This window comes from Pseudomonas moraviensis subsp. stanleyae (assembly GCF_036283065.1).
Taxonomy (GTDB): domain Bacteria; phylum Pseudomonadota; class Gammaproteobacteria; order Pseudomonadales; family Pseudomonadaceae; genus Aquipseudomonas; species Aquipseudomonas stanleyae.
The window spans coordinates 268,842-290,635 of record NZ_JAADJI010000008.1 but is presented as its reverse complement, the minus strand read 5'-3'; the positions used below and the strand labels follow the sequence as shown (position 1 = coordinate 290,635).

Annotated in this window: 20 protein-coding genes; 16 read left to right on the top strand and 4 right to left on the bottom strand. The window is 60.8% G+C overall.

Annotated features, from left to right (window positions below; translation table 11 throughout):
- Positions 1-44: 44 nt before the first annotated feature.
- Positions 45-635: a YceI family protein gene (locus tag GXB78_RS16655; protein WP_329516169.1), complete on the top strand. Its 591-nt coding sequence runs from the start codon at positions 45-47 to the stop codon at positions 633-635.
- A 1-nt stretch (position 636) separates the two neighbouring features.
- The gene (locus tag GXB78_RS16650; protein ID WP_329516168.1) at positions 637-1,794 is read left to right on the top strand and encodes a phospholipase D-like domain-containing protein; all 1,158 of its coding nucleotides are present in this window, start codon (positions 637-639) and stop codon (positions 1,792-1,794) included.
- Positions 1,795-1,892: 98 nt separating this feature from the next.
- Here the strand turns inward: GXB78_RS16650 and bglX are convergent, their stop codons facing one another.
- A complete protein-coding gene (bglX, locus tag GXB78_RS16645; RefSeq protein ID WP_329516167.1) occupies positions 1,893-4,184 on the bottom strand; it encodes a beta-glucosidase BglX in 2,292 nt (763 codons plus the stop codon).
- A 256-nt stretch (positions 4,185-4,440) separates the two neighbouring features.
- Between bglX and GXB78_RS16640 the strand changes: the two genes are divergently transcribed.
- From GXB78_RS16640 to GXB78_RS16620, 5 genes are all read left to right on the top strand, one after another.
- Positions 4,441-5,049, top strand: coding sequence for a LemA family protein (locus GXB78_RS16640; RefSeq protein WP_329516166.1), 609 nt, complete (start codon positions 4,441-4,443; stop codon positions 5,047-5,049).
- A 13-nt stretch (positions 5,050-5,062) separates the two neighbouring features.
- Entirely contained in the window at positions 5,063-5,818 is a 756-nt protein-coding gene (locus GXB78_RS16635) for a TPM domain-containing protein (RefSeq protein ID WP_329516165.1), read from the top strand.
- Positions 5,819-5,851: 33 nt separating this feature from the next.
- Positions 5,852-6,469, top strand: coding sequence for a TPM domain-containing protein (locus GXB78_RS16630; RefSeq protein ID WP_016771315.1), 618 nt, complete (start codon positions 5,852-5,854; stop codon positions 6,467-6,469).
- Positions 6,470-6,781: 312 nt separating this feature from the next.
- On the top strand, positions 6,782-8,008 hold the full coding sequence (locus tag GXB78_RS16625) for a class I SAM-dependent methyltransferase (RefSeq protein ID WP_329516164.1): 1,227 nt from the start codon (positions 6,782-6,784) through the stop codon (positions 8,006-8,008).
- 197 nt (positions 8,009-8,205) lie between these two features.
- Positions 8,206-8,550 carry a YegP family protein gene (locus GXB78_RS16620; protein WP_329516163.1) on the top strand — a complete coding sequence of 115 codons (345 nt, stop codon included), beginning with the start codon at positions 8,206-8,208 and terminating at the stop codon, positions 8,548-8,550.
- A gap of 164 nt (positions 8,551-8,714) precedes the next feature.
- Here GXB78_RS16620 and GXB78_RS16615 read toward each other — a convergent pair whose 3' ends face one another.
- Positions 8,715-9,734 carry a DUF4917 family protein gene (locus tag GXB78_RS16615; RefSeq protein ID WP_329516162.1) on the bottom strand — a complete coding sequence of 340 codons (1,020 nt, stop codon included), beginning with the start codon at positions 9,732-9,734 and terminating at the stop codon, positions 8,715-8,717.
- A gap of 153 nt (positions 9,735-9,887) precedes the next feature.
- On the opposite strand from GXB78_RS16615, the gene yiaY reads away from it, so the two are divergent.
- Complete coding sequence (gene yiaY / locus GXB78_RS16610) at positions 9,888-11,036, top strand: L-threonine dehydrogenase (RefSeq protein WP_329516161.1); 1,149 nt, start codon at positions 9,888-9,890, stop codon at positions 11,034-11,036.
- A gap of 44 nt (positions 11,037-11,080) precedes the next feature.
- Here the strand turns inward: yiaY and GXB78_RS16605 are convergent, their stop codons facing one another.
- A complete protein-coding gene (locus tag GXB78_RS16605) occupies positions 11,081-11,668 on the bottom strand; it encodes a hypothetical protein (protein ID WP_329516160.1) in 588 nt (195 codons plus the stop codon).
- Between the two features lie 221 nt (positions 11,669-11,889).
- Here GXB78_RS16605 and GXB78_RS16600 point away from each other — a divergent pair, with 221 nt between their 5' ends.
- A complete protein-coding gene (locus GXB78_RS16600; RefSeq protein WP_329516159.1) occupies positions 11,890-13,194 on the top strand; it encodes a hypothetical protein in 1,305 nt (434 codons plus the stop codon).
- Positions 13,195-13,248: 54 nt separating this feature from the next.
- Here the strand turns inward: GXB78_RS16600 and GXB78_RS16595 are convergent, their stop codons facing one another.
- The gene (locus GXB78_RS16595) at positions 13,249-14,415 is read right to left on the bottom strand and encodes an MFS transporter (protein WP_329516158.1); all 1,167 of its coding nucleotides are present in this window, start codon (positions 14,413-14,415) and stop codon (positions 13,249-13,251) included.
- A 233-nt stretch (positions 14,416-14,648) separates the two neighbouring features.
- Between GXB78_RS16595 and GXB78_RS16590 the strand changes: the two genes are divergently transcribed.
- The 7 genes from GXB78_RS16590 to GXB78_RS16560 all read left to right on the top strand — a co-directional run bounded on the left by GXB78_RS16590 (position 14,649) and on the right by GXB78_RS16560 (position 21,772).
- Positions 14,649-15,554 (top strand): LysR family transcriptional regulator, encoded by a 906-nt coding sequence (locus GXB78_RS16590; RefSeq protein WP_329516157.1) that lies wholly within the window; start codon positions 14,649-14,651, stop codon positions 15,552-15,554.
- A 250-nt stretch (positions 15,555-15,804) separates the two neighbouring features.
- A complete protein-coding gene (locus GXB78_RS16585) occupies positions 15,805-16,998 on the top strand; it encodes a CaiB/BaiF CoA transferase family protein (protein ID WP_329516156.1) in 1,194 nt (397 codons plus the stop codon).
- Entirely contained in the window at positions 16,995-17,921 is a 927-nt protein-coding gene (locus GXB78_RS16580) for a hydroxymethylglutaryl-CoA lyase (protein WP_329516155.1), read from the top strand. The genes GXB78_RS16585 and GXB78_RS16580 overlap by 4 nt, the downstream gene beginning before the upstream one ends.
- 206 nt (positions 17,922-18,127) lie before the next feature.
- On the top strand, positions 18,128-19,459 hold the full coding sequence (locus GXB78_RS16575) for an MFS transporter (RefSeq protein ID WP_329516154.1): 1,332 nt from the start codon (positions 18,128-18,130) through the stop codon (positions 19,457-19,459).
- A gap of 193 nt (positions 19,460-19,652) precedes the next feature.
- Positions 19,653-20,387 (top strand): PA3715 family protein, encoded by a 735-nt coding sequence (locus GXB78_RS16570; protein ID WP_329516152.1) that lies wholly within the window; start codon positions 19,653-19,655, stop codon positions 20,385-20,387.
- 85 nt (positions 20,388-20,472) lie between these two features.
- Entirely contained in the window at positions 20,473-21,111 is a 639-nt protein-coding gene (locus tag GXB78_RS16565) for a LysE family translocator (protein ID WP_329516151.1), read from the top strand.
- A gap of 157 nt (positions 21,112-21,268) precedes the next feature.
- The gene (locus tag GXB78_RS16560) at positions 21,269-21,772 is read left to right on the top strand and encodes a DUF4142 domain-containing protein (RefSeq protein ID WP_329516150.1); all 504 of its coding nucleotides are present in this window, start codon (positions 21,269-21,271) and stop codon (positions 21,770-21,772) included.
- The last annotated feature ends 22 nt before the right edge of the window (positions 21,773-21,794 follow it).

The window sequence follows — 21,794 nt, the reverse complement described above, 5'->3', positions numbered from 1 at the left end:
GGCGGTTAAGGTTCGTGCAGGTTTATCGCCCCCACGAGTGTTCAATGTTCAACCGCTCCCTCTATACAGTCTTCGCCAGTCTGCTGTTGACCGCCGCTGCACTGCCGGCCCAGGCCAATTGGTATCTGGACGGCGAGTCGTCGCGGCTGTCGTTCGTCAGCACCAAAAATGCCAGCGTGTCGGAAGTGCAGCGCTTTCTGGTGCTGCACGGCAAGGTCGATCCCAACGGTCGCGCCGAAGTCGAAGTCGAGCTCGAATCGATCAACAGCGGCATTCCGCTGCGTGATGAGCGCATGCGCAAGGAACTGTTCCAGATTGCGCAGTTTCCCGAAGCGACCATCACCACCCAGATCGACCTGCGCCCGATCAACGATCTGGCCCCCGGCGCGCAGCTGGAATTACGCCTGCCACTGACCGTCAGCCTGCACGGCAAGCAGCACGAATACCCGGCCGAGTTGCTTGCCACGCGGCTGGATGACCGGCGCTTTCAAGTGGTGACGCTGGAACCGCTGGTGATCAATGCCGAGGATTTCGATCTGGCGCCGGGCCTGGAAAGCCTGCGCAAACTGGCCGATCTGTCGGCCATCAGTCTGTCGGTGCCGGTGGGTGCGGTGCTGATCTTCACGGCGCGCTGACATGCGCGGTGCGGTGTTTCCCTGGCGTGACGGCAACCGTTTCGAATTGTTGATCGACGGCCCGCAATTCTTTCCGCGCATGCTTGAGCACATTGCTGACGCTAAAGAGCAGGTCGAACTGGAGCTGTATCTGGTCGAGGCCGGTGCCTGCGCCGATGCCATCGTCCAGGCACTGGTCGCGGCGGCCGAGCGCGGGGTGCGCGTGCGTTGTCTGTTCGACGATTACGGCAGCCTCGCGTTTACCCTGACACTGCGGCAGCGCCTGACCCAGGCGGGCGTCGAGCTGCGTTTCTACAATCGCCTGAGCTGGCGGCGCTGGGTCGGCAACTTCTACCGCGATCACCGTAAATTGCTGCTGGTCGATCAATGTCTGGCAGTGGTCGGCGGCACGGGCGTGACCGATGAATTCTGGACGCCGGGCCATGATGTCAGCGAATGGCACGAAGTCATGGTCGAGATCAGTGGCCCGTTGGTGCTCGATTGGCAATTGCTCTTCGATCGGCAGTGGATTGCCAACCGTTACCGCCGCGCCTGGCGCCCGGCCGCGCATTTCGGTTTGCCGCGTCTGCCCCGCGTTCCGGACAAGGGCGAGGGCATGGGCCGTGTGGCTTACGCCGATGCGCGTCAGCACCGCGACATTCTGCAATCCCTGTTCCGCGCCTTGAACAGCGGCCAGCAACGCATCTGGATGGCCACGCCCTATTTTCTGCCCACCTGGCAAATCCGCCGCTCGCTGCGCAAGGCCGCTGCACGCGGTGTCGATGTGCGTCTGCTGCTGACCGGGCCGCGCACCGATCATCCGTCAGTACGTTATGCCGGGCATCGCTATTACCCGCGCCTGCTCAAGGCCGGGGTGCAGATTTTCGAATACCAGCCGTGCTTCCTGCACCTGAAAATGGTTCTGATCGACGATTGGGTGAGCATCGGCTCGTGCAACTTCGATCACTGGAATCTGCGTTTCAATCTGGAGGCGAATCTGGAGGCCCTCGACCCGGCGCTGACGGCAGCGGTGCAGGCGAGCTTTGTGAACGACTTCGGCTTGAGTCAGCTGGTAAGCCTGGAAGAGTGGCAGCGCCGGCCGTTGTGGCGGCGGATCAAGCAGCGGCTGTGGGGGTGGGTGGATCGGTTGGTGGTGAATATCCTCGACCGCCGCGGGTAGAGCAAGATCAAAAGATCGCAGCCTTCGGCAGCTCCTACAATGGGATGGTGTACACCCTGTAGGAGCTGCCGAAGGCTGCGATCTTTTGCTTTTAAGGGTTACAGCAATTCAAAACTCTGCTGCGTCACCGCCTGTGAATCCAGGCCGATCTGTACGTTGAACTTGCCAGGCTCGGCCGCGTATTTGAGCTGGGCGTTGTAGAACTTGAGGTCTTCCTCGGTGATGGTGAAGTGCACGACTTTCTGTTCGCCGGCCTTGAGCATGATCTTCTGGAAGTTCTTCAGTTCTTTCACCGGGCGGATCATCGAACCGGTGACGTCCTGGATGTACAACTGCACCACGGTTTCGCCGTCACGCTTGCCGGTGTTCTTGACCATGACGCTGGCGTCGAGCTTGCCAGTGGCGTTCAGCGTGGTCGACGACAGCGCCATGTCGCTCAGGGCAAACGTGGTGTAGCTCAGGCCATAACCGAACGGAAACAGCGGACCGGTGGTGTCATCGAAATACTGCGAGGTGTAGTTGCCCGGCTTGCCCGGCGTGAACGGCCGACCGATGCTCAAGTGGTTGTAGTAGGTCGGGATCTGGCCCACGGAGCGCGGGAAGGTCACCGGCAGTTTGCCCGACGGGTTGTAGTCGCCGAACAGCACGTCGGCGATGGCGTTGCCGCCCTCGGTGCCGCTGAACCAGGTTTCCAGAATCGCGTCGGCCGACTGGTTCTCTTCGAGAATCGTCAGCGGGCGGCCGTTCATCAATACCAGCACCAGCGGTTTGCCGGTGGCTTTGAGCGCACGGATCAGTTCGCGCTGGGTTTCCGGGATGTTCAGGTCGGTGCGGCTCGAGGATTCGTGGGACATGCCACGGGACTCGCCCACCGCTGCAACGACCACGTCAGCGTCTTTCGCAGCTTTCACCGCTTCGTCGATCAGCACGTTGGCCGGGCGCGGGTCATCGACCACTTCCGGGGCATCGAAGTTGAGGAAGTTCAGGTAATCGAGGACCTTCTTGTCGCCAGTGATGTTGGCGCCACGGGCGTAGATCAGGTTGGCCTTGTCGCCGATCACCGCACTCATGCCATCGAACAAGGTGACCGATTGCGCCGGACGCCCGGCGGCGGCCCAACTGCCCATCATGTCGATCGGCGCCTTGGCCAGCGGGCCGACCAGGGCGATTTTCGCGTCTTTCTTCAGCGGCAGGGTTTCGTTGTGGTTCTTCAGCAGCACCAGGCTGCGCCGCGCCACTTCGCGAGCTTCGGCGCGGTGCAGGCGGCTTTCGGCGTAGGTGTCGGCCGGGTCATCTTCAGCCTTGCCGATGCGCAGGTACGGGTCCTTGAAAAGACCCATGTCGTACTTGGCCGCGAGCACTTCGCGCACGGCGTTGTCGATGTCTTTCTGTTCGATCTCTCCGGACTTGAGCAGCCCCGGCAGCTCTTTGCCGTAGAGCGTGTCGTTCATGCTCATGTCGATGCCGGCCTTGATCGCCAGCTTCGCCGCTTCGCGACCGTCGCGGGCGACACCGTGCTTGATCAGTTCGAAGATCGCGCCGTGATCGCTGACCGCCAGGCCCTTGAAGCCCCAGTCCTTGCGCAGAAGATCGTTCATCAGCCAGGTATTGGCGGTGGCCGGAATACCGTTGATCGAGTTCAACGCGACCATTACACCGCCAGCGCCGGCATCGATCGCGGCGCGGTAGGGCGGCAGGTAATCCTGGTACATCTTCACCGGGCTCATGTCGACGGTGTTGTAGTCGCGACCGCCCTCGACCGCGCCGTACAGGGCGAAGTGTTTGACGCTGGCCATGATGCTGTCGGCAGCGCTCGGCGTGGCCCCCTGATAGGCGCGAACCATGACGCCGGCGATGCGCGAGGTCAGGTAGGTGTCCTCACCGAAACCTTCGGAGCTGCGGCCCCAGCGCGGATCGCGGGAGATATCGACCATTGGCGCGAAGGTGATGTCGAGGCTGTCGGCGGCGGCTTCTTTAGCCGCGACGCGACCGGACTGGCCGATGGCGTCCATGTCCCAACTCGAGGCGAGGGCCAGCGGAATCGGGAAAATCGTACGGTGACCGTGGATCACGTCGTACGCGAAAAACATCGGAATCTTCAGGCGACTGCGCATGGCCGCGTCCTGCATCGGACGGTTTTCCGCGCGGGTGATCGAGTTGAACGTGCCACCGATGTTGCCGCCGGCGATCTCCTTGCGGATCAGCTCGCGGGGCATTTCCGGGCCGATGCTGATCAGGCGCAACTGGCCGATCTTCTCGTCGAGGGTCATTTGTTTCATCAGGTTGCTGATGAAAGCGTCCTTGTTCTCCAGAGGTACCGGGGTCGTGGCGGCCAGTACCTGATGACTGGCCAGGCTGACGAACAGACCCAGCAAACACAGCTTCTTCATGAATTTTTTCTCAAGGGCCCAAACGGTGATGCAACACCGGCCAGCCAAAATGTAGGGAGCGACTATTGTTGTTCGGGTGCCAGCTCAAAACCTGAGCCGGAAAACCGCGCCGACAGCGGCAACGTGAACGCGAAGGGCACTTTTTAGCCGATTAACCCGTCGCATGCCAGTGGCGGCGCCGATTATGCCCCAACCGCTGGCCGGGAATGTCCAGCGCTCGGTTTTTAAATCAAATGTGTCATGGAGCATCACTGCAATGAATATCAGCGCAACCTCTCGTTCACGGCTACAGATCGCCACGTTGCTGGTGTTCGCCACGCTGTTGACCGCGTGCGGCATCAACAATATCCCGACCCTCGACGAACAGGCCAAAGCCGCTTGGGGCCAGGTGCAGAACCAGTACCAGCGGCGCGCCGACCTGATTCCCAATCTGGTGGAAACGGTGAAGGGCTACGCGGCCCACGAACAGGAAACCCTGACTGCAGTGATTGAGGCACGGGCCAAGGCGACGTCGATTCAGGTCGATGCCAGCACCCTCGACAATCCCGAGAAGCTCAAGCAGTTCCAGCAGGCACAGGATCAACTGACCGGCGCGCTGAGCCGTCTGATGGTGGTGTCCGAGCGCTACCCGGATCTGAAAGCCAACCAGAACTTCCTCGCCCTGCAATCGCAACTCGAAGGCACGGAAAACCGCATCGCTGTCGCCCGGCGCGATTTCATTCTGGCGGTGCAGAAATACAACACCGAGATCCGCACCTTCCCCGGTCGCCTTTGGCACAGCGTGATGTACAGCGATCTGCCGATGCGCGAAACCTTCGAAGCCACCACGCCCGGCGCGGAGAAGGCCCCGGAAGTGAAATTCTGATTCGAGGTTGCCCATGCGTGTGTTGAAACTGGGCCTGGTGCTGATGCTGTGGCTGTTCGCCGTCAGCGCCCGGGCCGAATTGACGTTTCCGCCGCTGAGCGGGCGCGTGGTCGATCAGGCACAAATGCTCGAGCCGTCGGTGCGCGCGCAACTGAGCCAGCAATTGCAGGCGCACGAACAGGCCACCGGCGAGCAATTGGTGGTGGTCACCTTGCCCGATCTGCAGGGCACGACCATCGAGGACTTCGGCGTTCAGCTCGGTCGGCACTGGGGCATCGGCCAGAAGGAAAAGAACAACGGCGCCTTGCTGATCGTCGCCCGTGACGAGCGCAAACTGCGCATCGAAGTCGGCTATGGCCTGGAAGATCGCCTGACCGATGCGCAGTCGTCGGTGATCATTCATCAGGTCATCACCCCGGCATTCAAGGCCGGCAACTTCAGCAAGGGCATCAGCGACGGCGTCGCGGCGATGCTGGTGGTGCTCGGTGGCAATCCGCTCGATGAGCCGTCCACCGTGTACGAATCCAGCGGCGACCCGGCTGATGATTTCATCTCGCGGCACCCGGCGCTGTTCATGTTTCTGGTGATGTTGTTCATCCTGACGGTGTTTGTCTGCCAGATGCTCGGTATCCTGCCTGCCGGTCGGGGCGGCTCCGGAGGAGGGGGCGGTTTCGGCGGTGGCGGCGGCCTTGGCGGCGGTGGCGGAGGCGGTGGCTTCAGCGGTGGCGGGGGCAGTTTCGGCGGCGGCGGTTCGTCCGGCGGCTGGTGAGTTCAAAAGAATAATGAGCAGGCACTTTTCGACATGGCATTACTGACTGAACACGAACAACGCAAAGTCGCCGAGGCCATTGCCCGGGTCGAACGCGACACCGACGCCGAACTGGTCACGGTGCTCGCTGCCCGCGCCGACGATTACGCGTACATCCCGCTGCTCTGGGCCAGTCTGCTGGCGCTGGTGTTGCCGGGCATCGTCCACTACCTCACGGGCTGGCTGACCCTGCGCAGTCTGTTGCTGGTGCAGTGGGGCATGTTCATCGTCCTCTGCCTGCTGTTTCGTCTGCCGAAAATCACCACCCACCTGGTCCCGCGCCGCGTGCGCCACTGGCGCGCCTCCAACCTGGCGCGGCGGCAGTTTCTTGAGCAGAACCTGCACCACACCGTGGGCAGCACCGGCATGCTGATTTTCGTCTGCGAGGCTGAGCGGTATGTGGAGATTCTGGTGGATGAAGGGATTTCCAAACGGCTGGATAACAGCAACTGGGACGCGATTGTTGCAGCGTTTACCGAGCAGGTGCGGCAGGGGCGCACGCTGGAGGGGTTTGTCACGTGCGTGGAGGCGTGTGGCGAGTTGTTGAAGGTGCATGTGCCGGTGACGCAGGTGCGGAACGAATTGCCGAATCGGTTGGTGGTTCTGGGCTGATATTCCTTCTCGCTTGAGATCCAGACCCTCACCCCAGCCCTCTCCCAGAGGGAGAGGGAGCCGACGGAGGTGTTCTGTCGAGTTCCGCCGACCTGAAATGTCGAGTCGAACTCAAATCCTGACAGCCATAGTCGACTCGGTCGTTCAGGTCGATGTCGAGCGCAAGACACCTCGGTCGGCCCCCTCTCCCTCTGGGAGAGGGCTGGGGTGAGGGGCTTCTGGACCGTTGGGTAAATAAGAGGGTGTCCCCAACCCCCATCCCCCCTAAAATACCCGCCATTCCCGATTCCGCCCGTCCGAGGCCGTTTGTCCATGTCCGTTTCCGCTTCTTCCGCGCCGTCCGCCAGACCGGCCCCTGATCACCACGCCCAGTTCATCGAGCTGCTGCAAACCAGCCTCGACGACAACGGCTTCATCAAACTGGTGCTGGCCAAGTACGTCGGTGAAGAGGCGGATCTGCAGCGGGTCATCGTCAAACCGGTGACGGTCAAGGCGCAGCCGTGCCTGTCGTTCGTTTATCGCTACAAGACCCGCGACATCACCAAGAACCTGCCGCTGAGCGAAGGCGTTGCGCTGATTGCCGGGCTGCTGCCGACCTCGTTCAAAAATGCCCACTTGCTGGCGCTGACCGACGAAGCGCAGCTGGAATACAGCAAAAAGGGCAAGAGTTCGCTGTTCAAGAGCAAGCCTCAGCAATTGCGCGAAGCGCCGTCCGCCGAGCACAACCGCGAGAAAAACCGCTTCCTCGAATTGAGCCGCCCGTTCCTCAAGGATCTGGGCGTGACCAACGCTCAGCATGAACTGATCCCGGCGATGTCGCGCAAGTGGAAGCAGATCAACAAGTTCATCGAAGTGTTCAGTCACGCCTTGACCTCCTCGCCGCTGGCGTTGGACAAACCGGTGCGGGTCGCCGATTTCGGTTCGGGCAAGGGCTACCTGACGTTCGCCATTCACGACTACTTGCGCAATACCCTGAAGGCCGAGGGCGAAGTCACCGGCGTCGAGCTGCGCGAAGAAATGGTCAACCTGTGCAATGCCGCAGCGGCGAAGCTCGAGCATCCGGGGCTGGTGTTCAAATGCGGTGACGTGCGCACAGTGGCGCCGAGCGAGCTGGACGTGATGATCGCCCTGCATGCGTGCGACATCGCCACCGATTACGCGATCCACACCGGCATCCGCTCGGGCGCGTCGATCATCATGTGCTCGCCATGCTGCCACAAACAGATCCGCCTGCAGATCCAGAGCCCGGCGCTGCTCAAGCCGATGCTGCAATACGGTCTGCACCTCGGCCAGCAGGCAGAAATGGTCACCGACAGCCTGCGCGCGCTGTTCCTCGAAGCCTGTGGTTACGAGACCAAGGTCTTCGAGTTCATCTCGCTGGAACACACCAACAAGAACAAGATGATTCTCTCGGTGAAACGCACCGAACCGGTCGATCCGTCGCAGCTGTTGGCGAAGATCGAAGAGCTGAAAGCGTTCTACCACATCAGCGAACACTGCCTGGAAACCCTGCTGCGCGCCGACGGCTATATGCCTTGAGAGGCAGCTGCAAGCTTCAAGCGGCAAGCTGCAAGTTGAAGGATGACGCTGGTGTGCCTGATTTGGGTGATTCTGCTTTTTCTTGCAGCTTGCAGCTTGCAGCTTGCAGCTTGTAGTCGGCTCAGGCGACAGATCGCGGGTGCTGGTCTTTACTCTCAAGCGCGAGATCTATCGATCGCCCCCAAGGAGGAACAGGCATGTCCGGATGGTACGAAGTGAGCAAAAGCAGCAACGGCCAATTCAGGTTCGTGTTGAAAGCGGCGAACGCCGAAACGATTCTGACCAGCGAGCTCTACAGCACCCGCGCCGGTGCCGACGGCGGCATCGCCTCGGTGCAGGCCAACAGCCCGCTGGATGAGCGTTACGAGAAAAAGTCGACCAAGGATGGCCATCCATACTTCAACCTCAAGTCAGCCAATCATCAGGTCATCGGCAGCAGCGAGTCGTATTCATCGGACGGCGCTTGTGACAAGGGCATTGCCAGCGTGAAGGCCAACGGCCCGACCAAAGTCATCAAGGACAAGACCCTGCCGGTGCTTTGAAATCCGACATCAACCTGTGGGAGCGAGCCTGCTCGCGAAAGCGGTGTTCCAGTCACCTTTTGGATTGGCTGATATGCCGTCTTCGCGAGCAGGCTCGCTCCCACAGGTGACCGCATTCCATTGTGAGAGCGAGCCTGCTCGCGAATGCGCCAGCCCGGCCAATATCAAACCTCAACCGGTACCGACAACTGCGGATCACCCAGCGCATGGCTTTTGGCATCAAAGAATCGCAACTCAACCCCGGTACCCTCAAACACCTTGGCGTAATGACGCTTCTGATGCTGGATGAACGCGGCGCTGCGCGGGTAAATCGAGATCGCCACGCACTTCGGTTTGGCCAGGCGCAGCGCCCGCACCAGATGCGCATCCTGCTCGCCCAGGGCGTGGCCGAAGATGCACAGGCTGTCGCCATGGGCCAATAGCTGCTCGTAGCAGAACGACAGATAATCGGAGCTGCGAATGGTCTTGAGCTTGTCCGCACTCGGACCTTCGGTGACGAACAGCGGCACGTCATCCAGGGTTTTGATCGTGTTGTTGATCGCGAAACTGCCGAGCAGGGTGCCCTCGGTCGAGGTCAGTTTGCGTGCGGTGCCGTCCTGATTGCGCACCAGATGCAGACCGCCGTGCAGGTACAGCAGGCGCGGTTTGTCGGTGGCGCTCTGGCTCAGATCGAAACTCGCGTCCGGCCCATTGAACAGGTCGTCGATGGCCGCGCCCGGGTGTTGCAGCGCCCAGTAATTGAGCAGGTCGTAGTTGGTGGTGAACACCGTGCGATAGCGCGCCAGTTCTGCATTGAGTACGCCCAGTGTCGAAGGCTGCACCAGCCGCCACGGGATGTGCACCGCGTGTACGGTGTTGATCAACGCTTCCTTGATTGCGTAATAGCGATTGCGCGGCGCCGCCGAGCTGACTGCCAAGGCCTTGTTGACCCGGCTGGTGGTTTTCAGCGCGCCCAGCACTTGCTCGAAGCTGCGGGTTTGCAGCGCGTCGAACACCGCCAGTTCCGATGGGCTCAGCGGCTTCTCTTCGACCGTACGGGCATTTTCGAACAGCGAGTCGTAGCCGAAGTCATCCCACACCGCGCGGCTTGCGCCGTTGCCCACCAGCAAACCGCTGAAAGCGGTCGCGGCGCGCAGGGCGTTCCAGTCTTCGAGGGTGGCGTCGACATTGAGAAAATCGGTCATTGCGGGGGCGGTCTCAGAACGAAGGGCAGATGGACGGCGACTTTATCACGAGCGGACATTGAGCCAGATCAACATTGCTTGTGACCGATCGGTCGATCCTGTGTGCATCCGCCGAGTCGAGGCAGTCGATCCGGCCCAGTCAGGAGACACACGATGAGCAGCACCTTCTTCATTCCGGCGGTCAACATCATGGGCAGCGGCTGCCTCGACGAAGCCATGCTCGCCATCCGCAATTACGGTTTTCACAAGGCGCTGATCGTCACCGACAGCGGACTGGCCAAGGCCGGCGTGGCGGCGATGATCGCCGAGAAACTGGCGATGCAGGACATCGATTCGGTGGTCTTCGATGGCGTCAGACCGAACCCGAGCACGGCCAATGTCGAATCGGGTCTGGGGCTGTTGAAGGAAAGCAAATGCGATTTTGTCGTGTCACTGGGCGGCGGCTCGCCGCACGATTGCGCCAAGGGTATTGCCCTGTGCGCGACCAACGGTGGGCAGATCGGCGATTACGAAGGCGTCGACCGTTCGAGCAAACCGCAGTTGCCGCTGATCGCCATCAACACCACCGCCGGCACTGCCAGCGAAATGACCCGCTTCTGCATCATCACCGACGAATCGCGCCACGTGAAAATGGCCATCGTCGACCGCAATGTCACGCCGCTGCTGTCAGTCAATGACCCGCAACTGATGGTCGCGATGCCCAAAGGCCTGACCGCCGCCACCGGCATGGACGCGCTGACCCACGCCATCGAAGCCTACGTCTCGACCGCCGCCAACCCGATCACCGACGCCTGCGCTTTGAAGGCGATGAGTCTGATCAGCAGCAACCTGCGCCTGGTGGTGCGCGACGGCAACGACCTGGCAGCGCGGGAGAACATGGCTTACGCACAGTTCCTCGCCGGCATGGCGTTCAACAATGCGTCGCTGGGTTTTGTTCACGCCATGGCGCATCAATTGGGCGGTTACTACGACTTGCCCCACGGCGTCTGCAACGCTGTGTTGTTGCCGCATGTGCAGAGTTTCAATGCGCAAGTCTGTGCAGATCGGCTCAGGGACGTCGCCCACGCCATGGGCGCGGACATTCGCGGTTTCAGCGCGGAAGAAGGCGCGCAGGCGGCGATCAACGCCATCCGCAGCCTCGCCAGAGACGTCGAGATTCCCGGCGGACTGCGTGAGCTGGGCGCTAAACTCAGCGACATCCCGGTGCTCGCCGCCAATGCCTTGAAGGACGCCTGCGGATTGACCAACCCACGGGCAGCGGATCAGCGTCAGATCGAAGAGATTTTTCGCAACGCGTTTTGAATGAAGGTACGCAGACGAGCGAAGTCGAACAAGCCTGCGCTTGCTTATGCGACCACGGTAAATGTCCGCACACGGCCCCAATCTGAAACCTGGCCGGCAATGTTGTGGACGGCGGATATACGGTACTGCCCGACTGCCAACGAGTGTACAGCCGGGGTTTGCCATTTTCGGTCGCTTTCAACCGCTGCTCTGGCAATCTCCAGGCCAGTGTCCAGATCGAAAATACTGACGAAGCCCTCGGCTCGTGTGACATCTCCCGAAAACATCAGAGGCGCATTTACCTCCTTTCCCTCAATCGGTACGAAAACCACCGGGACGTCGATGGCGGGCCGCAGTCGCACTTCGTATCCGCGCTCTTCACTCCATTCAGACGTGATGCCTGCATACGTCTGGTGTGCGCGAATCTTCTGCTGGCCTGGAGCCTGGACGCCGCTGATGTTGAACGCCCATCGTCCTTTTGCGCTGACCAGCCCTGCGCCAAGCGAATGGGTGTTTTCAATGTTCCAGACCTGTACAAGCGCATCGGGTATGCCGCTGCCGAGCAACAATGTCGCAGGTCCCGTCGTGCTGGCCTCCTCGGGATAGGTGATCGTCGGGGCAGGTTGTGAAATTTGCTCGTCGCCAGTGCTCATCATTCTTCTCGTCTACGGCTGATGTGAATGCTGAAAGGTTGGCATGTTGTGCGTGAAGTCGAACCTGTAAGAACTACCAGTCATTCAGTCTTTTTTGCACGGTTGGTAATTTCGTTTTGTTCTAAAAAACTGTCATTTCTGTCAGTTGTCCGGCTCGGCTTCTTCGCGTCGAATGCTCCGAGCGAGGGGATCGACGTCGATCTCTTTAGGAGAATGCGAACATGTCGGAATCCACCGCGCCAAAGTCACCAGACGCGCAGTCAGCCGGGGAGGTGGATCCCCTCTTTGGTCTGCGAACGCTGAAATTTCCCGGAGCGAGCGAAACCATTGGCGAAGGCGTGGCGATGACCCCGTCAGGGCAGATCATGGCCAGCGCCACCGTTGAGCTGGAAAACCGCTCGTACTACGGCCTTGCGCGACTGGACGCCAATGGAGATCCAGATCCCGACTTTGATAAAACCGGCTATCTCACCGGCCAACTTGGCACACATCTGATCTCGCAAGGCGGACAGCTGATCGTGGGGGCGGACGGGCTGATCTGGATGTGCGGGGTGATCGGCAACATCAAGAAAAAGGTTATCGAATACCAACAAGTCATCGCTCGGTTCTTGCCCGACGGCTCGCCGGATACCGGTTTCGGCAGCGACAAGACTGGCTACCGGATTGTGCCGATGCGCATGCCCGCACTGTTCGGCGCCACCCACGGGCGAATGCTGCTGGGCAAATCCGATCCGCAGATTGCGCAGCCGGACAGACTGCTGTTCGTGACCTCGCAAAAGGGCAGTGGCTTGCTGGCGCGGTTCAATCTCGATGGCTCGGACGATTTATCGTTCGCCAGCAACGGCTGGCTGCCCCTGTCGTTGCCAACGGTGGCCATTTCTCTGTTCGGGATCATCCAGCTCGGCGATGGGCTGATTCTCGTGCATGGCAAAACGGAAATAACCAACCAGGGACTGGTCATGGCTTTCGATCACAGCGGAAAAGTTGCAGAAGCGTTCGGCGACAAGGGGATATTGCTGTTGAACATTCAGCGAGATGGCAAACCGCTGGAAAGCACGGTGGAGCACATCGTTGTGCAATCGACGGAGCGCTTGCTCCTGCTCGGCTCGGCGGTCGAATCAAGCGAAGGCGAGAAGCTCCACCATGCGGTTATCAGCGGTATCACCGACGCCGGTGAGACGGACGAAGAGTTCGACAATCCTGTGATCAGCCCTGCGACACAGATACTGGATCTCAGGAGTTGGAGGGCAGGCTTTGCGCTGGACGACATCGCCGGCCAACGGATCGTTGCGGTCGGACAGACCTCTGGCAGCGCACGAGGCTTGTTGACGGGAGGCTTTCTGGTCGATGGCGCAGTGGATGATTCGTTTGACGTCGAGGGCGCGAAGGACATTTCATGGTCAGCCATCGACGCCTGCCTGCAAGGCTCTTCAATCCTGGTGTTGGGTCGCAAAGACGACAGCGCACAATTGGTCCGCTTGCTGACTGTGAGTGGCACAACCCCGCTTGAGACCGGCGGTCGATGAGCGGCTCAGGTAAAACCGAATACCGTTTACGCAGGAAATTTTCCGCAATGCGTTCTAACGGATGTCTCCCCTCGGCGTGAACCGCACGCAGAGCATCGCGCCCACTGCCAGTAACACGCACAGCAGCGACAACGGCCAGGCTTGAGGGCTGGCGATCAGGCTGGCCATCGCGCCAATCATTGCCGCCATCAACTGATGGATAAAACCGCTCAATGCCATCGCATAAGCCCCGGCGATCGGTGCGCCATCGTTGGCGCGAGACAGGCTGATAGGGTAGTTCAAGGATTGGCCAAACACTGCCACGCAATAGGGCAGCCAAAACAGCACGGCGATGGAGCTGGCCGTCAGGCTCCCCAGCAACATCACGCCACTGCCCACCAAGACCAAACCCACCCCTATGGTCATCAACCGCGCCTGACCGGTACGCACGACGAAGCGGTTAACAGCCAGTGCGCCGAGAAAGTACGCCGCGCTGATCGGCCAGCCGAGCAGTCCGTAATCCACCGTCGACCACGCGAACGGCCCCTGCAGAATCAGCGGTGCGGCAGTGTTGAAAGCGATGATCACGCCGTAGCCCAAACCACCTGCGAGAGCTGGAAGAAGAAACGCCTGGTGCAACACAATCCGTCGATAAACGGACCAGGATGAGGTGCTGGCGGGCTCGTCAGTCATCGAAGGGAAAGTCACTTGCGAGACAATCACCGCCATCAACAGGCACGTCACACCGAGCAAGTAGAAGATCGGTTGCCAGCCCAGCGTCACCTCGATGAGGGAACCCAGATATTGGCCGATACCCAGCGCCACCACGAACGATATCGAAATCCACGACAGCGCCTTGGCGAGGAGATCGCCGCGAAAGCTGTCGCGGATCAGCACCCGCGCCATCACCGAAATACCGCTGGCACCCACGCCTTGCAACAATCGCAGCAGCAAAAACGATTCAAGCGTCGAACCCGTCGGTAACGCCAGATTGCCCAACCCATAAATAACCAGCGCTGCTTGCAACACCGGTTTGCGTCCGATGCGCTGCGCCAGACTGCCCCAGAACAACATCGGCAGCGCCATACCGATGAGGTACAGCGACAAACCCCACGCCACCTGCGCAGGTTCGGCGCGCAGATAAAGGGCAATCTCCGGCAGCGCCGGCAGATAAATACTCATGCCCAGTTGGGCGAGGAATACCGTGCTGCAAGTGATCAAAAGGGTGACGCTGGCGTTCATGGCTCGTCCCTGTTTTCAGTCGCTTGTTGCCCTGCATTACGAAATCACCACTGTGCAAAGACTTTACAGAGCAAAAAGTCCGGAATAAATCGGCGGTTTCCGGCAATCCTGAGAGGCGGCGCAGTTTAGTTTGTAGGGCGAAACCATGAAAGTCCGCGGATTGATCACATGTCTGACTAAAACGAAAACCGGGCTATCCTGCCGATTCAAATCACTCAGTACTCGAGCTTCCCATGCTGCAAAAAAGCCTGATCCGCCGCCTCGACCTGATCACTCTGCAACTGTTCGTCGCCGTCCACGAGGAAGGCACGCTGACCCGTGCGGCGGCGCGCGAGGCCATTGCGGTGTCGGCCGCGAGCAAGCGTCTGATGGAATTGGAGGAAGCGCTGGGCATCGCTCTGTTCGTGCGTCAGGCCAAAGGCATGGTCCTCACCCCGGCCGGCGAAACCCTGCTGCACCATGCGCGACAGATGCTTTTCAACGTGGAGAAAATGGGCCTGGAACTGGGCGAGCACAGCCACGGTGTGCGCGGTTACGTGCGCATGCTGGCCAATTTGTCGGCGATCATTCAGTTTCTGCCCGAAGACTTGCGCGATTTCTCTGCGCAGCATGCGCAGGTCAAGACCGACCTCGAAGAACGGCCCAGCGCCGGGGTGATTCAGGGCGTCCTCGATGGCGTCGCGGACCTCGGCATCTGCTCTGAGGACAGCGACACCAAAGGCCTGCACAGCGTGTTGTATCGGCAGGACAAACTGGTGGTGGTAATGCTGCCGGAGCATCCGTTGGCCACGCGCGAATCACTGGGCTTCGATGAAACCCTCGACAGCGACTACGTCGGGTTGCATGCGGCCAGTTCGATCAACATGCGCACCCATGCGGCGGCGCGGCAGGCCGGTAAAGTCCTGCGCATTCGCATCCATGTGCCGGGATTCGATGCGGTGTGCCGGATGGTCCAGGCGAACATGGGCATCGGCATTCTGCCGCAGCGTGCCTATGAGCTGTTTGGTCAGGCGCTGGGGTTGCGGGCAGTGCCGCTGACCGATGCTTGGTCCGACCGCAGGTTGATCGTGGTGGTGCGCGATGAAGCGGGGTTATCGCCGGTGAGCCGGGTGTTGTTTGAGCATTTGCGTGCGCAGTAGATCTTCATTGCGGCTGATGGCCTCTTCGCGAGCAGGCTCGCTCCCACAGGGTTTCGTAGCGGTGCAGATTCTGTGCTCAACACATATCTACTGTGGGAGCGAGCCTGCTCGCGAAGACTGATTTGAATCCACCACATCACTCCCGAGCATTCGCATTTCGCGAACGCTCATTGCCGAGAGACGGCTGGATTGTCCAGACATCGTTCCTCTAGCCTTGGCGACATATTCCAAGAACAAGAGGTACCCCGCGATGACTGCCCCTTTGAGTGCGATCAAAGTGATCGAGATTGGCACCCTGATCGCCGCGCCGTTTGCCGCGCGCATGCTCGCCGAGTTCGGCGCCGAGGTGATCAAGATCGAAGCCATGGGCCAGGGCGACCCGCTGCGCAAGTGGCGCAAGCTGCACCAAGGCACATCGCTGTGGTGGTACCTGCAATCGCGCAACAAGAAATCCCTGGCGCTCAATCTCAAATCCGCTGAAGGCATCGAACTGGTCAGGCAACTGGCCGGCGACGCCGACGTGATCATCGAAAACCTGCGCCCCGGTGCGCTGGAAAAGCTCGGTCTGGGCTGGGACGTGCTGCATGCCCTGAATCCGAACCTGACCCTGGTGCGTATTTCCGGCTACGGCCAGACCGGCCCTTACCGTGACCGTCCCGGTTTCGGTGCGATTGGCGAGGCCATGGGCGGCATTCGCTACACCACCGGCAATCCCGATTCGCCACCGGCGCGGGTCGGCGTCAGCCTCGGCGATTCGCTGGCCTCGCTGCACGCGGTGATCGGCGCATTGATGTCGCTGCTGCGGGTCAAGACCGGGCAGGGCGGTGGGCAGATCGTCGATGTGTCGCTGGCCGAAAGCGTGTTCAACGTCATGGAAAGTCTGGTGCCGGAATACGACATGCTCGGCCATGTCCGCGAACGTAGCGGCGGCGCCTTGCCGGGTATTGCGCCCTCCAATACTTACCTCACTGCCGACGGTGCCTACGTGGTGATCGCCGGCAACAGCGACCCGATCTACAAGCGCCTGATGCAGACCATTGGCCGCGCTGATCTGGCCGACGCGGAAGAGTTCGCCCACAACGACGGCCGCGCCGCCAAGAGCGGTTTGCTCGATGCGGCCATCACTCACTGGACCAGCAGCCTGCCGATCGATCAGGTACTGGCCGCCCTCGAAGCCGCTGAAGTGCCGGCCGGGCGCATTTACTCGGTCGCCGACATCGTCGCCGATCCGCACTATCAGGCGCGGGACATGCTGCTCAATGCCGAGTTGCCCGGCGGCGCGACGGTGAAGATGCCCGGCATCGTCCCCAAACTCTCGGAGACCCCCGGCGGCGTCAAGTGGTCCGGGCCGAAACTGGGCCAGCACACCGCCGCTATTCTGGCCGGGCTGGGTCTGACTGAACTCGACATCGAACGTCTGAAAAGCCAAGGGGTGGTGCAATGATTACTGAATATTCGCAAACCCTGATCGTCCAGGAAGTCTCGCCCCGCGACGGTTTGCAGATCGAGCCGACCTGGGTGGAAACCGCTGACAAGATCACCCTGATCAATCAACTCTCACAGGCCGGATTCAGCCGCATCGAAGCCGGCTCGTTCGTCTCGCCCAAAGCCATCCCGGCCCTGCGTGACGGCGAGCAGGTGTTCACCGGCATTCAGCGTCAGCCGGGGGTAATTTACGTGGCGTTGATCCCCAACCTTAAAGGCGCGCAACGGGCCTTGGCGGCGAAGGCCGATGAGTTGAATCTGGTGATGTCCGCCAGCCAGACCCACAACCTGGCCAACATGCGCATGCGTTGCGAAGAGTCGCTGGCCGCGTTCGCTGACATCGTGGCGTTTGTCAGCGGCTCGGGTGTGCGCCTCAACGGCAGCATCGCTACCACCTTCGGTTGTCCGTTCGAAGGCAAAATTGACGAGGACCGCGTGCTGCACATCGTCGACGCCTATCAGGAACTCGGCATTCAGGGCATCAGCCTCGCCGACACCACTGGCATGGCCAATCCGCGACAGGTGGATCGCCTGGTGCGGCGGGTTTTGCAGCGGGTTTCGCCGGCCGATCTGACTTTGCATTTCCACAACACCCGTGGCCTCGGTCTGTGCAATGTGCTGGCCGCTTACGAGGCCGGTGCCCGGCGCTTCGATGCGGCGCTCGGTGGCCTCGGTGGTTGCCCGTTTGCGCCGGGTGCGTCGGGCAATATCTGCACCGAAGACCTGGTGAATCTGTGCGAGGAAGTCGGCATTCCCACCGGGATCGACTTGCCGCTGCTGCTGAAACTCTCGCGCGGCTTGCCGGCACTGTTAGGCCACGAAGTCCCCGGCCAATTGGCCAAGGCCGGGCGCAATTGCGACCTGCATCCGATGCCCACCTGAATACACAAAACCCTTGTGGGAGATACAAAGCCCTTGTGGGAGCGAGCCTGCTCGCGAATGCGTCGGATCAGTCGATATCAACGCTGAATGACATACCGCTTTCGCGAGCAGGCTCGCTTCCACACAAAAGCGCTCCACCGTGAGCGTCATCACCAGACAACAAAAACAATCGGACGCCCATCGGCAGTCCGCCTGGAGAAAAACCCATGAGCCTCAATGTAATGGAGGCGGGCGTGAGTCCGTCCGTCGATCACGATGCCGAGAAAGCCCTGGTCAGCAAAGTCGCCTGGCGCCTGATGCCGCTGATCATGGTCTGCTACCTGTTCGCCTTTTTTGATCGCATCAACATCAGCTTCGCCAAATTCCAGTTGCAGACCGACCTGAGCCTGAGCGACACCGCGTACGGCCTCGGCGCCGGGCTGTTCGTGGTCGGTTACGTGCTGTTCGAAGTGCCGAGCAACATGATGCTCTACAAGGTCGGCGCACGGCGCTGGATTGCGCGGATCATGATGTCGTGGGGCGTGGCAACGGCGGCGATGGTCTTCGTCAACAGCGAATGGCAGTTCTATGCGCTGCGCTTTGTCATCGGCGCGATGGAAGCCGGGTTCGCCCCGGGCGTGCTGTATTACCTGACCCTGTGGTTTCCGCAGCACTTCCGTGGCCGCATCACGTCGATGCTGTTTCTCGCCTCGGCGTTCGCCGGACTGGTCGGCGCGCCGTTCTCCGGGTTGGTCCTGCAACACCTCGACGGCGTATTGCAGATGCGCGGCTGGCACTGGTTGTTTTTGCTCGGTGGCGTGCCGTGCATCGCCCTCGGTTTTCTCGTGCTGACCCAGCTCAAGGACCGGATCGAGGACGCGCACTGGCTGACCGCTGACGAGAAGAAACTGCTTTCCAGCCGCATCGCCCATCACGAGCCGCACAAGAGCGGCGGCTCATTGCTCGCGGCGCTGAAAATTCCCGGTTTCCTGACGTTGGGGCTGATCTACTTCCTGATTCAGGTCGCGTCCTACGGCCTGAACTTCTGGGCGCCGCAACTGATCCGCAGCGCCGGCACCGAAAGCCCGGTGATGATCGGCCTGCTGACCGCCATTCCGTACATCTGCGGGGCGATCAGCATGGTCGTGATCGGACGCTTGTCCGACGCCACCGGTGAGCGGCGCAAGTTTGTCGCCGGGCTGGTGGTCGTCGGCGCGATCGGCTTCTTCAGCGCCGGAATATTCGCCAGCCACACAACATTCCTGATCGTCGCGCTCGGACTGCTTGGCGCCGGCATCATCGCCTCGATCCCGAGCTTCTGGACCCTGCCACCAAAGTTGCTCGCAGGCGCCGGTGCCGGCGCGGCAGGCGGGATCGCGGTGATCAATACCCTGGGGCAGTTCGGCGGGATCGTCAGCCCGGTCATGGTTGGGCGCATCAAGGACCTCACCGGCAGCACCACCCCGGCCCTCTATGTCATCGGCGTCGCCGCGCTGATCGCCGCAGCGTTGCTGCTGTGGGGCTTGCCGCAGAAGTTGCGAACGCTGGACAAGTATTGAGATTGGCGGCGTCTGTGATGACGCCTTCGCGAGCAGGCTCGCTCCCACATTTGGAATGCGCTTTCCTGTGGGAGCGGGCCTGCTCGCGAATTCCGACTTCAGACGCATGAGAAGATTGGCTGGCCTGATATGTTGAATCCTACGATGCAGAAAGGGATAGTGCTCGCCTGGAAATATCTTCAAGGAGCAGGAATTGACAATGAAGTCCACGTGGATCAGCGCAGCAGCGCTTTGCGGGTGGTTGATGGCTGGGCAGGCATGGGCGGATTGCACGCCGCCTGCGGTCAGCACAGAAGTGGATTTTTCCCTGTGCAAGGACTGGCCGGCTTACCCGCAACTGACGATCACCGCGCTGTCGACGTTTGTGCCCGATCCGGTCTGCGGCCACGGTGACAGAGTGGGCTCATATGATCTGAGTCTGGCCGTCTTCACGGCTGGCAGCCCCAAGCCGCTGGCGACCTATCATCAGCCGTCGGCATTTCTCTCCGATGCCATCGCGCTGGAGAGTCTGGAACTGGATACCGCGCGCTATAAACTCACGCCCGACCTGCGTGCATTCGGCGTACGCGCCCATTTCAAAGGCTCGTCACGCGTCAATCCGCTGGATGAAACGCTGCTGTCGCTCTACGTGAAAGAGGGCGACAAACTGCGCCCGGTGCTGGATCGCTTGGTCGTCTACAGCTTCAGCGGTGAATGGGATGGCAACTGCGCGGGCGAGCGATCGGAGACGGTGCGCACACTTGAGATGGGCAAAACCGGTTCCCATGGTTATGCCGATATCATTGTCCGCTCAGTCACCACGGGTCTTGCCGGTGAGGGACCACCTGACACTTGCGAATCGAAGACCACCCACGAAAAACCAGTGCTGACCACGTTGCGTTATGACGGGCAAAGCTATGTTTTGCCGCAAGGTTTCAAGGGCATGTGACTGGCGTTTTTACGACGCGCAGTGATCGGGCGCGATCGGCTGAGATAGACTGGCCGCCACGTGTTCTGGCGCTTGCAGGTTTTCCATGACTCCATCATTGCTGTTGGCCGTTCTGGCTTCGGGTTTCATCTACGGGATCACGCCCGGGCCGGGTGTGCTGGCGGTGTTCGGCATTGGCGCGGCGCATGGGCGGCGGGCCGGGGCGGGGTTTCTCTGTGGGCATCTGCTCGGCGATGTGATCTGGTGCAGCACGGCGCTGGTGGCGATTGTCGGCGCGCGGGAGATCGGCAGCACAGCGTTCGATGTGCTCGGCGTGCTCAGCGCGGTGTATCTGTTCTGGCTCGGCTGGCGTGCAGTGCGTGCCCAGCGCCGCAATGGCGACGAAGCGCAAGGCGCGGCGCGCCAGCCGTTCTGGCACGGCATCGTCTTCGGCCTGACCAATCCCAAGGCGTACCCGGTGGCGGTGGCGACCTTCACGGCGCTGCTGTCGAGCCGCGCCGAGCTGCTCAACTGGTCGATGCTGCCGGCGCTGATCACCCTGAGCTTTATCGGCGGCGCGCTGGCGTACGCCATCCTTATCGGCGTGGTCGGCGCACAGCGGGTGCGCACGGTGTATCAGCGTCATGAACTGCTGATCACCCGTTTGTGCGGCGTGATGTTTATCGGTTTTGCCATCAATGCGCTGGTGCACGCGCTACCGGGGTTGATGCCGAACAAGGGCTGATGCTGAGGAAGCACCGTTCGTCGCGCCCGGGGCAGTTTTTCTAAACCTTTGACCGTCAAAACATTCCTAACTGAGGCGGACGCTTGTCCGCCGCGAGCATTTTGAGCAGCGGGTGAGACACGGCCCGCTTGAATTTTCCACGAAGGAGGGCGCGACCATGAGCCGGATGGCCACCCGTTTACGTAACGTCAGTTTTGCAAGCCTGCTGGGCCTGTGCGCCAGCACTGCGTTCGCCCAGTCGCCTGCCGAATTCATCAACGATGCCTCTGCCAAAGGCATGGCCGACATCGAAGCCAGCCGTATGGCCCACGGCAAGACCGAATCGAAAGAGGTTAAGGATTACACCATCGTCGTCATCAACGATCGCACCACGGCCAACCAGCACTTGGCGAAAATCGCCAAGAAACTCGACCTGCCGGTGGCCCCCCGCGAAGAGCTCGCCGACAAGGTCAAAGAGTTGATGCCGGAAGTGAAGGACGGCGCGACCTTCGATCAGGCCTACGCCGCCAGTCAGGTCAAAGCCACGGAAGAGGCGATCACCCAGATCGAACAACAGGCACAAACCACCGACGTGCCTGAGATCAAAGCGTTTGCCGATGAGACCTTGCCGAAGCTGCAAAGTCATCTGGAGAAAGCTCGAGCGTTGCAGGCCAGTCGCTAACTTCGCCGTATTGTTGCAGCGC

What these genes read in the sequence shown, in the direction of transcription:
- GXB78_RS16655 (WP_329516169.1), top strand. Translation starts at nt 45, where the DNA reads ATGTTCAACCGCTCCCTCTATACAGTCTTCGCCAGTCTGCTGTTGACC.
- GXB78_RS16650 (WP_329516168.1), top strand. Translation starts at nt 637, where the DNA reads ATGCGCGGTGCGGTGTTTCCCTGGCGTGACGGCAACCGTTTCGAATTG.
- bglX (WP_329516167.1), bottom strand. Translation starts at nt 4,184, where the DNA reads ATGAAGAAGCTGTGTTTGCTGGGTCTGTTCGTCAGCCTGGCCAGTCAT.
- GXB78_RS16640 (WP_329516166.1), top strand. Translation starts at nt 4,441, where the DNA reads ATGAATATCAGCGCAACCTCTCGTTCACGGCTACAGATCGCCACGTTG.
- GXB78_RS16635 (WP_329516165.1), top strand. Translation starts at nt 5,063, where the DNA reads ATGCGTGTGTTGAAACTGGGCCTGGTGCTGATGCTGTGGCTGTTCGCC.
- GXB78_RS16630 (WP_016771315.1), top strand. Translation starts at nt 5,852, where the DNA reads ATGGCATTACTGACTGAACACGAACAACGCAAAGTCGCCGAGGCCATT.
- GXB78_RS16625 (WP_329516164.1), top strand. Translation starts at nt 6,782, where the DNA reads ATGTCCGTTTCCGCTTCTTCCGCGCCGTCCGCCAGACCGGCCCCTGAT.
- GXB78_RS16620 (WP_329516163.1), top strand. Translation starts at nt 8,206, where the DNA reads ATGTCCGGATGGTACGAAGTGAGCAAAAGCAGCAACGGCCAATTCAGG.
- GXB78_RS16615 (WP_329516162.1), bottom strand. Translation starts at nt 9,734, where the DNA reads ATGACCGATTTTCTCAATGTCGACGCCACCCTCGAAGACTGGAACGCC.
- yiaY (WP_329516161.1), top strand. Translation starts at nt 9,888, where the DNA reads ATGAGCAGCACCTTCTTCATTCCGGCGGTCAACATCATGGGCAGCGGC.
- GXB78_RS16605 (WP_329516160.1), bottom strand. Translation starts at nt 11,668, where the DNA reads ATGAGCACTGGCGACGAGCAAATTTCACAACCTGCCCCGACGATCACC.
- GXB78_RS16600 (WP_329516159.1), top strand. Translation starts at nt 11,890, where the DNA reads ATGTCGGAATCCACCGCGCCAAAGTCACCAGACGCGCAGTCAGCCGGG.
- GXB78_RS16595 (WP_329516158.1), bottom strand. Translation starts at nt 14,415, where the DNA reads ATGAACGCCAGCGTCACCCTTTTGATCACTTGCAGCACGGTATTCCTC.
- GXB78_RS16590 (WP_329516157.1), top strand. Translation starts at nt 14,649, where the DNA reads ATGCTGCAAAAAAGCCTGATCCGCCGCCTCGACCTGATCACTCTGCAA.
- GXB78_RS16585 (WP_329516156.1), top strand. Translation starts at nt 15,805, where the DNA reads ATGACTGCCCCTTTGAGTGCGATCAAAGTGATCGAGATTGGCACCCTG.
- GXB78_RS16580 (WP_329516155.1), top strand. Translation starts at nt 16,995, where the DNA reads ATGATTACTGAATATTCGCAAACCCTGATCGTCCAGGAAGTCTCGCCC.
- GXB78_RS16575 (WP_329516154.1), top strand. Translation starts at nt 18,128, where the DNA reads ATGAGCCTCAATGTAATGGAGGCGGGCGTGAGTCCGTCCGTCGATCAC.
- GXB78_RS16565 (WP_329516151.1), top strand. Translation starts at nt 20,473, where the DNA reads ATGACTCCATCATTGCTGTTGGCCGTTCTGGCTTCGGGTTTCATCTAC.
- GXB78_RS16560 (WP_329516150.1), top strand. Translation starts at nt 21,269, where the DNA reads ATGAGCCGGATGGCCACCCGTTTACGTAACGTCAGTTTTGCAAGCCTG.